The following is a 15,379-nucleotide window of genomic DNA, read 5'->3' as shown; positions in this document are numbered from 1 at the left end:
CCCAGGGATCGAAAGCGACAGCCGAGGAAAATGGAGCGATCGTGAATTTCCGGGGGCGTAGCACTCTCACGGCCTATCAGCAGGACATCTGGGCGGCGAATTCTCTCTTCCCCGACCTCCCGCAGTTCAACTGTTTCATCGCTGACCGGTTCACCGGCGAGGTTGACGTCGATCTGCTCAAGGAGTGCTTACGCCGTGCGGTCGACCGCAATGATGCGTTCCAGCTCCGGATCGACCCCGAACTGGACGGGACTCCGAGCCAGTGGGTCGAGCGCGAGACGTTCGACATTCCGACGATCGACCTGTCCGGAACTGACGCGCCGCGTGCGGCCTGTGAGGCGTGGATCAAGGATGCGTTCGACGTCGCGTTCGAGGTTGAACGTCGTCGGTTGTTCACGATCGCAGTGCTCAAAGAGGGCGAGGGCACCGTCCATGCCTACGTCAAGGTGCATCACATCGTTGCGGACGCCTGGGGCCTGAACCTGTTCATGTCCCAGGTACGCGCTGAGTACGACCAGGTGCGGCGGACCGGGAGGTTCGACGACCGGCCCGTGCCGTCCTACCTGGACTTCGCCGAGGACGAGCGCCGCTACCGGGACTCGGCCGGCCACGAGGAGGACCGCGAGTTCTTCCAGGAGCAGTTGAAGGGCGTCGCACCGGCCTGCTTCCGCCGCACCGCACCGGCCGGGTCCCGCGGGAGCGCCCGCCACAGCTTCCTGATCGAGCGCTCTCTCATCGACCGCATACGTGAACGCGGGCATTCGGTCTTCGCGTTCGTCGCGAGCGCCTTCTCCGTCTATCTCTCCCGGATCCACGGCAGCGACGAGGTCGTTCTGGGCGTACCGCTGCTGAACCGGCCCACTGACGGGCAGAAGCGGACCGTCGGGCATTTCGCCAACACGCTGCCCCTGCGGGTGAACCCGCGCAAGGACCTCTCGATGGGCGAACTGGTCGCAGATGTGCAGTCCGCCACCCGGGCGCTCAAACCCCACGAGCGATTCTCCTTGGGCGACCTGTTGCGCGCGGTTCCGCTCCAGGACAGCGGCCGCAAGCGGCTGTTCGACACCACCATCGCTTACCTGCGCTGGCCGAGCCCGGCCGGTGTACAGGGCATGACGTATGAAACCGTCGTGCAGGCTCGGGCCCATGACGATGACGTGCTGGCGGTCGTCGTGAACGAGCTGGACGATGTCAGTGACGTCCTGGTCGACATGGACTACGCCGTCGACGTCTTCGACGCGGATTTTCCCATCGAGTCGGTGGCCGCCCACCTGGAGGCGATCCTCAAGGGCGCGCTCGACCGGCCGGACCGTCCCCTGTCGGAGATATCCATGGTCGGCGCCGCAGAGCGCGCCGCCCTGGTCGCAGTGGGCAGCGGTCCGGTGACCGACTACACGCGGGACTCCACGGTCCATGCTCTCTTCGAGAAGCAGGCGGCCAGGACGCCGAACGCGGTGGCCGTCATGGCGGAGGATCCCGCCGATTCGCTCACCTTCGCTCAGCTGGACGCCTGGGCGAACCACGTCGCACACCAGTTGCAGGGCGATGGCGTGGCCACTGGTGACCGGGTGGCCGTGGCGGTCGAGCGCGGCCCGCAACTGGTCGTTGCGGTGCTGGGGGCGCTCAAGGCGGGCGCCGCGTATGTACCGGTCGACCCGAGCCATCCCGCGGAACGGGTCAGGTTCCTGCTGACCGACAGTGGGGCCAAGTCTGTACTGCTGGGCACCACCGTGTCCGAGCGAGTGGTGGGCGACACCGTACCCGTGCGCCGCCTGGAAGCCGCCCCGAGCGCTGGGCCCGCGCCGCTCGTGCCTGCCGGCGGCCCGCACGATCTCGCGTACGTCATCTACACCTCGGGGTCCACGGGGCAGCCCAAGGGCGTGCAGGTCGAGCATCGGTCCGTGGTGAACCGGCTGGAGTGGATGCAGCGCGGCTATCCGGTCGGATCCGGCGACGTTCTGCTGCAGAAGACACCGGCGACCTTCGACGTTTCGGTGTGGGAGCTGTTCTGGTGGTCGATCACCGGTTCCGGACTCGCACTCCTCCCGCCCCGGGGCGAACGCGATCCCCGCGCCATCCTCACGACGATGCAGGCGCACCGGGTGAGCGTGGCCCACTTCGTGCCCTCGATGCTCGGTCCCTTTCTCGATCTGCTCGAAGAGGCCCCGGCGCTGCTGGACGGGATCACCTCCCTGCGCCTGGTCTTCTGCAGCGGTGAGGCGCTGACGCCCGCACACGTGCACCGGTTCAACCAGGTCTTCGCGGCTGCCGGCACCTCGGCGCCACAGCTCGTCAATCTCTATGGTCCGACCGAGGGGACGGTCGACGTCACGTACTACGACTGTCCGGCGGATCCGGCCGACGAACCGCGGCGCGTACCGATCGGACGGCCCATCGACAACATCCGGCTCTACGTGGTCGGTGCTCACGGCGACCTCCAGCCCACCGGAGTTCCCGGTGAGTTGTTCATCTCAGGCGTCGGCGTGGCACGCGGCTACCTGGGCCGGCCCGATCTGGACGCCGCAGCGTTCGTCGACGACCCGTTCACTCCGGGCGAGCGGATGTACCGTACCGGGGACCGCGCGCGGTGGCTCGCGGACGGCACCCTCGAGTACCTGGGCAGGCTCGACGACCAGGTCAAGATCCGCGGAAACCGGGTGGAACTCGGCGAGGTCCGCAACCACCTGACGGCCTTGGCCGGCGTCAGGGACGCAATCGTGGTGGACCGGACCACACCCTCCCGAGGTGCCCATCTGGTGGGCTACTACGTGGCGGACGAGGGAGTGCAGCTCACTGATCTGCGGCCCCAACTGCTGGACGCTTTGCCGGAGTTCATGGTTCCCGCATTCTTCGTGCGGATTGACTCGATACCCCTCACGGCGAACGGGAAGGCCGACCGCAGCAGGCTGCCCGCCCCCGCCGTCGAAGCGGATGCCGGAGCCGCAGCACCCGCCAACGAGATCGAGGCGAAGATTGCGGCGGCTTGGGCGGTGGTGCTGGGAACCGAGGAGATCGGCGTCGACCAGGACTACTACTCCCTGGGCGGCGACTCGATCCTGATGCTTCGCATCCAGGCCGAGGCACGCCGCGCGGGCATCCACTTCACACTGGCCGACATGGTCCGCAACCCCACCGTGGCGGCGCTCGCCGCCCGCGCGACCACTTCGTCACCGGACGTGCGGGACGCACCGCTGGAGCCGTTCGCGCTGGTGTCCGGAGTCGACCGCGCCCGACTGGCGGACTTGGCGGACGCCTACCCGGCGACCCGGCTGCACCTCGGCCTGCTCTACCACAGCCGGGAGCACGAGAGGACGGCCGTGTACCACGACGTCTTCCGCTACTCCCTCAAGACGGCCTGGAACGAGAAGGCGCTACGCAGTGCCTTCGACGACCTGGTTCGACGCCACCCTGTGATGCGCTCCGCGTTCGACCTCGGCGGATACTCCGAGCCCCTGCAACTCGTTCACCGGGAGGCCGTCGGTGGGCTGGAGATCGCAGATCTGCGGAACCTCGGTGACCAGGAGGCGCAGGCCGAGATCGCCCGGCACATCGAGGAGCGGAGGTATCACGCATACCGGCTGGACAGGCCGCCGCTCTACCTCTTCCGCGCGCACGTCCTGAACAACGACACCGTGGAGCTGGTGTTCAGCTTCCACCACGCGATACTGGACGGCTGGAGCGTCGCCACCCTCGTTCGCGAACTGCTGCAGGACTACCTCCACCACGCCGGCCGTCCTGTCGAAGCCGTCCCGTCCGGACAACTGCCGTCTCCCGCCCTCTACGTACGCGAGGAACGGCGGGCCCTCGCCTCCGACGAGACCAAGCGGTACTGGCAACGGCTGCTCACCGGCGTCGAACTGGCCCAGATCGACGGACTGAGGCCCCACGAGCCCGCAGGCAGCGAAGGCGTCATCCACCACCAGGTGGAACTGCCGGACGGCCTCGGCACAGAGCTGCGCCACCTGGCGCGCACCCACGGCCTGCCCGTCAAGTCCCTGCTGCTTGCTGCCCACTGCCTGACCCTGCGGCTGTTCTCCGACACACGGGACATCACCACCGGTCTCGTCACCGGCGGGCGGCCGGAGGAGGCCGACGCCGAGAGGATCACCGGGCTCTTCCTTGAGACGCTGCCGCTGCGCCTCGACACCCAGCCGCGCAGCTGGATCGACTCGGCGCGTGAGGTTTACCAGCAGGAGCAGGACAGCCACCCCCACCGTCACTACCCGCTCAGCGCGATCCAGGAGGACCGCGGTGGCGACGTCATCTTCGAGACGGCCTTCAACTACGTCAACCCGCACGTCCTCAGCTCGCTCTTCGAGGGCACCGACATGGAGCTGACCGACTTCAGGACGTGGGAGGAGACGAACTTCAAGATCCTGGTCAACGCGGTCACCGACCCGGTGGACGAACGCCTCTGGCTGCGCATGGACTGTGACGGGCGCACCTTCTCCGCGTCGCAGGTGGAGAGCATCGGTCAGACGTACCTGGCCATCCTCCGGCAGATGACCGAACACCCCGAGGAGCCGGCCGATTTCGCCTTCCTGTGCGTTTCGCCGACCGAGGCGGTACTGCGGACCGGCGCTGAGCCCCGCACCCCCGGGGAGCCTCCCAAGAACGTCGTGCGGCGCATCGACGAGCACGTCGCAGCCATCCCGGACGCGATCGCAGTCTCCTGTGGAACACGGCAGTGGACATACGCCCAGCTCGACGAGGCGGCGAATCGAATCGCCCAAGGCCTGATCGGCGCCGGAGCACGGCCCGGATCGACCGTCGGCATCGCCATGGACCGCTCTCCCGAGACACTGGCCACTGTCCTGGGCGTCGGGAAGGCAGGCGCCACCTGTGTCCCGCTCGACGTGAGCTATCCGCCGGCCAGGCTCGCGGCGATGGTCGCGCAGGCCGATCCGGTACGGATCCTCACGCACGAGGCGCACGCGCACCTCTTTGAGGAGTCCTCCCGGCTGTTGTACGTCGCCGACCTGCTCGCCGCAGAGCCGGCGCCCGGGGGCGAGCCGGAACTGCCGGACATCACCGGCGAGACCGTCGCCTACCTGCTCTTCACCTCCGGATCCAGCGGCGAACCCAAGGGAGTCGAACTCCCGCACCGCGTGCTCGCCAACTACCAGGAGTGGCAGATCCCCTCGGCCAGCGGAGCGGCCGGAGGCAAGACCCTGCAGTTCGCACCGCTCAGCTTCGACGTGGCGTTCCAGGAGATCTACTCCACGCTGTGCGGCGGCGGCACCCTGCAGCTGCTCGCCGAGGACGAGCGGAAGGACATGCCGGCCCTGCTGCGGCTTCTGGACCGCGAGGAGGTGGAGCGGGTCTTCATGCCCTACGTCGCGCTCCAGCAGCTCGCAGAGACGTCCCAGGCGCTGGGCATCCGCCCCGCTGCCCTGCGGGTGGTCATCTCCTCCGGAGAGCAGCTGAGGATCACCGACGAGATCCGCCAGTTCTGTGCGGCGCGGCCGGACACGGTCCTGGAGAACCAGTACGGACCCACCGAGACCCACCTGCTGACCCATCACACGATGACCGGTGACCCGGCCCTCTTCCCCGACCTGCCGCCCGTCGGAGTGCCCGTGGACGGCATCGAGCTGCACCTGCTCGACGGCCTGATGCGGCCGGTGCCGCCGGGCGCAAAGGGCGAGATCTACGTCGGAGGGGTATGCCTGGCCCACGGCTACCGCAACCGCCCCGACCTGACCGAGCAGCGGTTCGTACCGGACCCGTCCGGTGAGCCGGGCGCCCGTCTGTACCGCACGGGCGACCTGGCCAGGGTCATGCCCGACGGCAACCTCGTCTGGCTCGGCCGCGTCGACTCCCAGGTGAAGGTGCGCGGCTTCCGGGTCGAGCTGGCCGAGGTGGAACTCGCGATCGCCAAGCTCGCCGAGGAGCAGGCCGCGTCCGGTATCCGCGAGGTGGCGGTGGTGTCCCGGCGCCGGGAGAGCGGAGACGCGTTCCTCGCGGCGTTCCTCGTCGGCGACACCGACGTCGTGGACCTGGACGAGGTGCGTAGCCGACTGCGCGCGGTGTTGCCGGACTACATGATGCCCGCGCACCTGGAGTGGCTGGCGAGCCTGCCCCTGACGCCCAGCGGCAAGCGGGACGACGCGCTGCTGCGCCGCATGTCGCTGGCCGCGCCGTCGTCGGACGCCACCCCGCCCGCCGACGAGCACGAGAAGGCACTGGTGGGCATCCTGGCGGAACTGCTGGAACTGCCCACGGTGGGCGTGCGGGACAACTTCTTCGACGTCGGAGGCACCTCACTGACCGCGATGCGGCTGGTGATGACGATCGAGAAACGCTACGGCGTCAACGTCCCGCTCTCCGCGTTCGTCGCCGCCCCGACCGTCGCCGGTCTGGCACAGCACCTGCGGGGCAGCGGCTCCGCGGCCCGGTTCGACCCGGTCGTGCCGATCCGCACCGAGGGCGACAAGCCGCCGCTGTTCCTGGTCCACCCGCTGGGCGGCCATGTGCTGTGCTACGTACGCCTCGCCCGTCACCTGCCGCAGGACCAGCCGGTCTACGCGCTCCAGGCGTCGGGGACCGTGGCGGGCACCGAGCCCCTCAGCTCGATCCCCGAGATGGCGGCGGGCTACCTGGAAGCCGTGCGGCGCGTGTGCCCCGAAGGGCCCTACGTGATCGGAGGGTGGTCCTTCGGCGGCTTCATCGCCTTCGAGATGGCGCGACAGCTGCGGCGCAGCGACCCGGACGCCCTGCACGGCACCGTGCTGATCGACCCGATCGCCGTCAAGCAGGGGGAGCGGCCCGACGTCGCCGACCACTCGCTGCTGGAATGGTTCTTCTGGGAGCTGCTGTGGATGGAACGCGGCGGCACCGCACCGGTGGTCTCGCTGCCGGACGGCCTGGAGGAGGAGGCGAAGTTCGACTTCATCGTCGAACACGCCACACAGGCGGGCGTCCTGCCGGCGGGCAGCTCACGCACCACCGTGCGCCGCCTGTTCGAGATGTTCAGGGCGCACTGGCAGGCGATCCTCACCTACCAGCCCGAACCGGTCGACGGGGACGTGGTGCTGCTCCGTGCGACCTCGGAACTGCCGGAGATCCTCCAGCCGATGCACGGGGCCGCGCAGAGCCTGCACACGGACCCCACCAACGGCTGGGGCGACCTGACCACGGGACGGCTCCAGGTGGTCGACGTCCCCGGTGACCACCTGGTGCTCCTGGAGGAACCGCACGTGAACGTCGTCGCCGAGAAGGTGGCTCAGGTGATGACGGCCGGCCAACCGGGCCGGAGGCGGCCGTCGAAGAGGAGTGGGAAATGACGCAGCACCCCCCGCGCAAGGCTCTTGTCATCGGAGCGGGCATCGGCGGCCTCGCAGCCGCCGCGACACTGCGCCGCGCAGGCGTCGAGGTGCAGGTCTTCGAGCGGGCTCCCGAGCTGCGACCGGGCACCACGGCGGTGTCGTTGATGTGCAACGCAGTCCTGGCGCTGCGCACCCTCGACATCGACATCGCCCCGGGGCTCGACAAGCGCGGCGAGGTCTTCGACGAGCTCAAGTTCCTCACCCGGCGCGGCCGTCCGATCAGGACCCTTCCGTTCAGTGAGGTCTCGGACCGGCTGGGGGCCTCGAACTACGCCGTACACCGGGCCGACCTCCAGCAGACGCTGCTGGACGCGCTCGGGGACGAGAGCGTCATCGAATTCGGTGCCACGGCAACTGGGTTCGTCAGCGATGAGGACGGGATCGAGGTCACCTTCGAGGACGGCAGGACCGCCTCGGGCGACTTCCTGATCGGGGCGGACGGCTTCAACTCGGCGATTCGCAGGCAGGTGGCGGGCGCCGACGAACCGCGGCCCGGCAACTACGCGTGCTGGCTGGCCACGGTGCCCTTCACGCACCCGCGGATGAGCAAGGGCTACGCAGCGCACTACTGGGGGCGTGGACAGCGTTTCGGCCTCGCCGACATCGGCCGTGGCCGCGCCTACTGGTGGGCGACGAAGAACGTGCCCCCGGGTGCCTCCGGACACCTGCGGCGCGGCAAGGAAGGGCTCGCGGGCCTCTTCGCGGGCTGGGCCGACGAGGTGCGGGAGGCGATCCGCACCACCCCCGAGGAATCGATCGTCCGCATCACCGCCCAGGACCGCCCGTTTCTCCAGCGGTGGGGCACCGGGCGCACGACCCTGCTCGGCGACGCGGCCCACCCGATGCTCGTGAGTCTGGGCCAGGGGGCGGCGCTGGCCATCGAGGACGCCGTCGTCCTTGCCCAGCACCTGCGCGCGACAGCGGACCCGGTCGCGGCGCTGCGCGGCTACGAGGACGAGCGCAGGCCGCGGACGGAGGGACTGGTCGCCGCGGCCCGTGCGTTGAGCGAGACCGAGCAGCTGGAGGACCTCTTTCCCGCCCTGGCGCGCGACCTCTACTTTCGGTTCGCACCGCTGTCCAAGCTCACCGGTCAGAACGAAGCGGTCCTCACTTGGCCCCCACTGGGCTGACCACACCCCATGACCGCTGATGGCTGACTCGCGGGTGGGCACACACGCGCCCACCCGCGGGAGCACCCGTTTCCGCACTCCTCATAGGAGCACATCATGGACCTGTCCCGTCCGCTGTTCGCCCTCGACCCGTTCGCCGCCGACGCCCAAGCGGAAGCTGAGAGGCTGCTTGAGGCCGGCCCCGTCGTACCAGTCGACGTGATCGGTGTGCCCGTCTGGGCGGTCAGCCACCACGCTGTCGCCCAACGGATTTTTGAGGACCCGAGCTTCTCGATGAACAGCAGCAACATCGCGCTCCCGGCGTTCTTCGACCGCTTCGACGCCGTACTGGCCGTCCCCATGGACGAGATCGAACCGGTCGCCTCGCTGGCACTCAATGGAGTCCGTGCCCTTCCCGCCATCGTCCGGCCGCGCCAGAAGGCTGTGGCCGGTGGCTGACTTCGATCCGCGGCCGGTCGCTCTCATCACCCCTGAGGGCCTGCCGGTGGACCACCCGCAGTTCGACGTCACGCTGTCATCGGAGGAACTAACCGAACTGTACGAATGGATGGTCGTCACCCGCGCCGTGGACGCGGAGTTCGTCAACCTCCAGCGGCAGGGACAGCTGGCCCTGTACCCCTCGTGCAGGGGACAGGAAGCGGCCCAGGTCGGCTGCGCCGCCGCCCTGCGCCGCGACGACTGGCTTTTCCCGCAGTACCGCGAGCTCGGCCTGTTCCTGATGCGCGGGATTCCCGCCTCAGCGGTCGGTGCGGTGTGGCGCGGTACCTGGCACGGCGGCTGGGGCTTTCCCGAGCACGCCTGCGCGGCGATGTCCATCCCCATCGGTACGCACGCCCTGCACGCCGTCGGCGCGGCCATGGCGGCGCCCAGGCTCGGAGAGGACTCCCTGACCGTCGCTTTCATCGGGGACGGCGCGACGAGTGAGGGAGACGTGCACGAGGCGTTGAACTTCGCCGCCGTGAAGGCGGCGCCGTGTGTGTTCTACATCCAGAACAACCAGTGGGCGATCTCCGTGCCCCTCTCCGAGCAGACACGGGCCCCCTCCCTCGCGCACAAGGCCGTCGGTTACGGCATGCCGGGGGTACGGGTCGACGGAAACGACGTCCTCGCCTGCCGGGCGGTGACCGAACAGGCCGCCGCTCGGGCCAGGTCGGGCGGCGGACCGACCCTCATCGAGGCGGTCACCTACCGGCTCGCTCCGCACACCACTTCCGACGACCCGACCCGCTACCGCACGCAGGACGAGGTCGACCACTGGGAGCGGCTCGACCCCCTGCCCCGCTACCGGCGCTACCTCACCCACCGGGGCCTGTGGCACGAGGAGGTCGAGGACCGTGCACGGGACAGGGCGGCCCGGATGTGTGCCGAGCTGCGGGACGGCGTGTTCGACGCTCCCGACGTGCCGCCCGCCGAGTTGTTCGCCCACGTACTGCACGAGCCGACGAAGGACCTGCTGGAGCAGTCCGGACAGCTGCTCGCCGAATTGTCCCGGAAGGAGTGAGTCGTGGCCGCGACCATGGTGGAAGCGATCAACACGGCGCTGCGCGAGGCCATGGCCGAGGACGAGCGCGTTGTCGTCTTCGGCCAGGACGTGGCTCGCCAGGGCGGAGTTTTTCGGGTGACCGAGGGCCTCGCCAAGCGGTTCGGCCCCCAGCGCTGCTTCGACACACCGCTCGCTGAGTCGGCGATCGTCGGAGTGGCCCTGGGCATGGCGATGCGGGGACTGCGTCCGGTGCCTGAGATCCAGTTCGACGGGTTCACCTATCCCGCACTGGACCAGATCGTCAGCCACCTGGCCAAGTACCGCAACCGCACCCGCGGCCAGCTCTCGGTGCCCGTGACGCTGCGCGTCCCGTCCTTCGAACCGCGCTTCGGGCCGCAGCCGACCGCCTCCTGGCCGGCACACCCCTGCGCTCAGCCTCCGGGAAACTCACCGCCTCCGAGCTGCTGAGCGAGTCCGGCCTACGGCGCGATGTCGCCTACGGCGACCACAAGGACCTTGTCGAGGAGTTTCAGGCACGAGCGAGGGCGCAACACTGCACTCCCTCCGCGATGCAAAAACTCGCAGAAGAGAACGCTCAGCTGAAGGACCGGCTGGCCAGCGTTACCAAGGCACTGACCTACGAGCAGACAACCAGCGCCGCGTTCCGGCGGATCATTGCCGAGCTTGATCTGGAACTCCACCAGGCTCAGGGCACCCTGGAAAATGCAGGAAACGTCGACCGCCTTCCGGCTCCGCGACGATCAACACCACATCGATGAGCTGCCGGGGGACGACCAGCCTCATTATGCGGTCTGTCAAGCTGCCTCAGCCCAGTAATGTCTCAAGGGCCCACCGCTGCCTGGCCGCATGACAGAGGGGTGGAACGAAGCAACGAGCCGGGCGTCAGTGGAACGTATAAAGGGACCAAGCGGCAACGCCGCTTATCACTCTTCCAGAGCGATGTGCAGGCCATCTTCGAAGAATGGAACCCAGAAAGCGCGTGAATGTAGTTGAGGCGGGCTCATAAAGACAGGTCTCGTCCGCGATCTTCCTGATCATCTTCAAGACGGCGCCGCGCAGGCCCTCTCGTATGCAACTGTCGTCAGTTCCCTGTGGAACACACCCGTTGGTTCACTTCTCTCCGCGATGCCTCCAATTGACTCAGGGCGGGCATCGTCGGCTGGCCCGGGAGAAACTCTGCCTGTTCCCTTGTGGTGAGGTTCCGGCCGACTGCCTCACAAATCTTCTTGATCGCCTGCGTTTGGTCAGGCAGGTCTACGTCCCACAGCCGCACTGTGCCGTCATAGCTGCCAGTGGCCAGAGTGTGACCGTCCGGACTGAACGCCACCGACGACACATAGCGTGTGTGTCCGGTGAGGACTGTACGGATATGGCCGGTGCCCAGATCCCACAGCCGCACTGTGCCGTCATAGCTGCCAGTGGCCAGGGTGCGACCGTCCGGACCAAATGCCAGGGGCCCACCCAAGACGGGGTAGCCGCCGAGCGTCGCAAGGGTGGTGCGGATATCACCAGTTCCTACATCCCACAGCCGCACCGTGCCGCTATTGCTCCTCATGGCCAGAGTACGGCCGTCCGGACTGAACGCCACCGACACGCTGTCATAACCTGCGCGGCCGGTGAGGATGGTGCGGGCGTGGCCGGTGGCCACATCCCACAGCTTGACCGTGCCGCTGTTGCTACCAATGGCAAGGCTGCTGCCGTCTACGCTGAACGCCACCGAGGCTATAACGTCGTCGGCGGTGAAGGTGGTGCGGGAGCGGCCGGTGGCCACATCCCACAATTTCACCGTGTCGTAGGAGTCGCCCCCGCCGACCAGGGTGCGACTGTCCGGGCTGAATATCACTGGCACATTTGAGCTGCTAATGGCGGTAAGGGTAGTGCGGGTGCGGCCGGTGGCCACGTCCCACAGCTGCACCTTTCCGTCGATGTGCCTGTCCGCCAGAGTGCGACCGTCTGGGCTGAACGCCACCGACAACACGTAGTCCCGGTGTCCGGTCAGGGTGGTGCGGATGCGGCCAGTGGCCACATCCCACAGCAGCACGTTCTTGTCGCCACCGCCGGTGGCCAGGGTTCGACCGTCCGGGCTGAACGCCAACTCCCCGGCAGTTAGGCCCACAGCGGCGCCTGTGAGGGTGGCGCGGCTGCTGGCCACATCCCACACCGCTATGGAGCGGCCGCTGTGGGTGATGAGGGTGCTGCCGTCTGGGCTGAACGCCACCGAATGCGTACTCTGGTCGGTGAGAGTAACGCGGGAGAGGCCGGTGGCCACGTCCCACAGCCGCAGCTTTTCATTGGAGCCGCCGGTGGCCAGAGTGCGACCGTCTGGACTGAACGCCACATCGATGCTAGCGCCGATGAATCCTGTGAGGGTGGTGCGGGTGCGGCCAGCGGCCACGTCCCACAACCGCACCGTGCGGAAGTTGCCAATGGCGAGGGTGCGGCCGTCTGGGCTGAACGCCACCGACTCAATAAAAGCCTTGACTCCGGGGATGGTGGTGCGGGTATGGCCGGTGGCCACGTCCCACAAACGCACCTTCCCGTCCGTGCCCCCGGTGGCGAGGGTGCGGCTATCCGGGCTGAACGCCACCGACAGCACATCATCGGCATGCCCGACGAGGGGTGTAAGGGAATGGCCAGTGCTCGCGTCCCGCAGCTCTACGGTGCCGTCGTCGCCACGAGCGGCGATGATACGGCCGTTCGGGCTAAACGCCATCGATGACACGAAGGCGTCAGACGCGGCGGTGTGATGGGTAAGGAAAGCTCGCGTGGTTGCGCCAGTGGCCGCATCCCGCAGCTCTACGGTGCCGTCATCTCTACCGGTGGCCAAGATGCGGCCGTCCGGGCTGAACGCCAACGAGGACACGCCACCGTGTGGGTCGGTCTCGCTGGTGAAGGTGCGGCGGGCACTGCCGGTGGCCACGTCCCATCGCTCTACAGCACCGTCGTCACCGCCGGTGGCCACGGTGCGGCCGTCCGGACTGAGTGCCATCGCATCGTCAACACTGGTGGCACGTGTGGTCATCCGGCGTTTGAGGGGGAGGGCAGCGGCTGCGTAGAGGCTTTGGCTGGCTTCCTCTGTGTGGCTGGTGCGATAAGCCTCGATAGCGAGCAGGGAAGCCAGGTCGGGGTCGGCGCCGATGAGAGCGCTGGACTGGGCGGCAAGCTGTCGGGACAGAGCCCGTTGTTGTGCCTCGACGGCGGTCTGGCGTTGCCAGAAGGCCAGACCTGCGGCGATGAGGGCTCCAATGAGCGCGCCGACCAGGATGATGTTGAGGCGTCTGGTGCGGCGCAGGGCGGCTTGTTGGCTTAGTCGACTAGCATCGACGAACTCCGCGATATCGCTGGGTAGTCCGCGTTTCCGGGACCAGTCCAGTCCGTCGGCAAGGTCGGTGCCATGCAGTAGGTCGTCTGGATTGTGGTGTTGATGCCAACGGGTGTGTTGTCCCTCAGCGCGGTGGAGCCAGGTGTGGAACTTGCGGTCCAGGGCCACCCACTCGCGTAGATCGCCCCAGTCCCTGATGAGGATGTCGTGGATGAGTTCGGCGACCACACCGACGGGGGGAGGCCCGGGGTCGCGCGAGTGAGTGGTAATGATTCGGTGGCCAACGAGCGCGTCCAGTACTGCATCAGTAGTGTCGCCGGCGACTGGATCCGCCTGGTCGGTCGTATCGGTGGCTAGGTCGCGCAGCGTGTCGAGGGGAACCTGCTGACGAGTAGCAGGGACTTGCCGAGCGGGATCGGCAGGGCGTACCAGGGCAGTGAGGATGCGGCGGGCGGTGGCCCGCTGGCTTGAGGGCAGTTTATTGACGGCGTCGTTGGACCATCTGGTGAGGGCTCCGGTGATCTGACCGACGCGTTCGTAGGCGGCATGAGTGAGAAGACCATCAGTGCAGCGTTCGGGCTCACACAGCTGCTGCAGGGTCAGTTGCAGGGGCGTGAGCAGGGTGGCGGGCGCTGTTCCGGTGGCGGCCCGCGGATCGGCAGCCAGAACGTCGCGGATGATGCGCTCGGTCAGTCCTGCTTCGATCCGTAGGCCGACGGCTCGGGCGGGTCCGGTGATGATGGCGTGCAGGTCTTTTCTGCTCAACGTGGCGGGCACGTTGAGCAGGCCGGGAGCGGCGGCTTCAAGGAGTTCCGGGGCTCGGGCGGCGAGGTGCGGATAGAAGTCATCCCGCATGATCAGGATGACCGTGGCCGCCACCGGGGCCTTGACCAGTGACGCCAACTGCTCGAACACCGTCTCCGGGGTGTGGTCGGGCGAGTCCGTTTCGCCTTCCTGTCCTGTCTGCGTGGGCTGAGACGTTCCGGAGCGGGCGAGGAGCTCTTCGAATTGGTCGATGACGAGCAGGAGACGCTCACAGGTCGGGTTGGCCGCTAAGCGGTGCTGTACGGCGGCGACGAGGCCGTCAGTGGCGGCGCCGGCTAGGCCCTGCCGTTCCAGCTCGACCGCTAGGTCCTCTCCGGGGCGGGGAGCCAGGATGGTTTGCCATTGGTCGCTGCCCGGCAGCTCTGCGAGCTCAGGGAGTTCAGGCAGAACGCCAGCCTGGATCAGTGAGGACTTGCCCGAGCCTGACGGGCCCAGGAGCAGTAGGATGCGGCGCTGCCCGGCCAGCGAAGCCACTACGGCGTTCTTGGCGGTGTCGCGGCCGTGGAACCAGGCCGTGTGCTCGGCAGTGAGGGGCTCCAGGCCGCGGTACGGGCACACCTCGCGCACGGCCAGGTCAGGCCACACCCGACGCAGGATCTGCGTCGGAGTCGCGTAGGCGATGTCCTGCCCTCGTAGGTGCTCGTCGGGCGCGGTGATAGCGGTGACCATGCCGATCACCAGACCAGTGACGTCGTCGACGACCGGCCCACCGCTGAATCCCCGGGTTAGATCGTTGGCCGCGGTCAGCTGCAACAACAGTCTTTCACCGTTGTCATCAGCCACATCGTGATCGGCATGCTCGCCATCACCGCCCTTGGACAAGAGGTCGCCGGACACTGCGTAGCCGAAGTGTCCGGCGGGTGGGGCCTGGTTGGGAAACCCGAAGCAGCGCACCCGGTGCCCCTGACACCCGGCAGCGGACCCCAATCCCAGGCCATGCACCGCTGACGGTGTGTCCCGCAGTCGGATCACCGCGACATCATCGCCTTCCGGGGCCCGCCACGGCTCGGCCAGCACCTCTCCTTCGGCCTGCGGAGCCCCCACCGCCTGCGGAAACCTGAGCCGCATGACGTCGCCAGGCCCGAACCCGGCATCCCGCACCACATGCGCGCAGGTGAACACCACGCCTTCAGCGGTCAGGAATGCCGCTCCGGCCACCTCGCCCTTGGTCGACAACACCTGTGCAACCGCTGCCTGCATTTTGCGGCTGGGCTCATGGCTGGGACGTGAAGCTGCTATATCCGCCGACACCCCGCGAGTCCTCCTCGTT

6 protein-coding genes and 1 pseudogene are annotated in these 15,379 nt (G+C 68.0%); 6 read left to right on the top strand and 1 reads right to left on the bottom strand.

What is annotated here, in order from left to right:
- Positions 1-41: 41 nt before the first annotated feature.
- The 6 genes and pseudogenes from ACGFU7_RS32090 (at position 42) to ACGFU7_RS32065 (ending at position 10,720) form a co-directional block, all read left to right on the top strand.
- Complete coding sequence (locus ACGFU7_RS32090) at positions 42-7,286, top strand: amino acid adenylation domain-containing protein (protein WP_393700477.1); 7,245 nt, start codon at positions 42-44, stop codon at positions 7,284-7,286.
- Positions 7,283-8,458 carry an FAD-dependent monooxygenase gene (locus tag ACGFU7_RS32085; RefSeq protein ID WP_393700476.1) on the top strand — a complete coding sequence of 392 codons (1,176 nt, stop codon included), beginning with the start codon at positions 7,283-7,285 and terminating at the stop codon, positions 8,456-8,458. Before ACGFU7_RS32090 ends, ACGFU7_RS32085 begins: the two co-directional genes overlap by 4 nt.
- Positions 8,459-8,554: 96 nt before the next feature.
- Complete coding sequence (locus ACGFU7_RS32080) at positions 8,555-8,896, top strand: hypothetical protein (RefSeq protein ID WP_393700475.1); 342 nt, start codon at positions 8,555-8,557, stop codon at positions 8,894-8,896.
- Positions 8,889-9,959: a pyruvate dehydrogenase (acetyl-transferring) E1 component subunit alpha gene (gene pdhA, locus ACGFU7_RS32075; protein ID WP_393700474.1), complete on the top strand. Its 1,071-nt coding sequence runs from the start codon at positions 8,889-8,891 to the stop codon at positions 9,957-9,959. Before ACGFU7_RS32080 ends, pdhA begins: the two co-directional genes overlap by 8 nt.
- A gap of 15 nt (positions 9,960-9,974) precedes the next feature.
- Positions 9,975-10,319: pseudogene (locus ACGFU7_RS32070) on the top strand (alpha-ketoacid dehydrogenase subunit beta); the annotation flags it as partial.
- Positions 10,320-10,510: 191 nt separating this feature from the next.
- Positions 10,511-10,720, top strand: coding sequence for a hypothetical protein (locus ACGFU7_RS32065; RefSeq protein WP_393700473.1), 210 nt, complete (start codon positions 10,511-10,513; stop codon positions 10,718-10,720).
- A 323-nt stretch (positions 10,721-11,043) separates the two neighbouring features.
- Here ACGFU7_RS32065 and ACGFU7_RS32060 read toward each other — a convergent pair whose 3' ends face one another.
- Positions 11,044-15,309 (bottom strand): trypsin-like peptidase domain-containing protein, encoded by a 4,266-nt coding sequence (locus ACGFU7_RS32060; protein ID WP_393700472.1) that lies wholly within the window; start codon positions 15,307-15,309, stop codon positions 11,044-11,046.
- Positions 15,310-15,379 lie beyond the last annotated feature (70 nt).

Origin of the sequence: Streptomyces sp. NPDC048473 (assembly GCF_043200155.1) — a bacterium.
Classification (GTDB): Bacteria; Actinomycetota; Actinomycetes; order Streptomycetales; family Streptomycetaceae; genus Streptomyces.
Note: the sequence above shows the minus strand (reverse complement) of the source record. Positions and strands in the feature narration are given on the sequence as shown.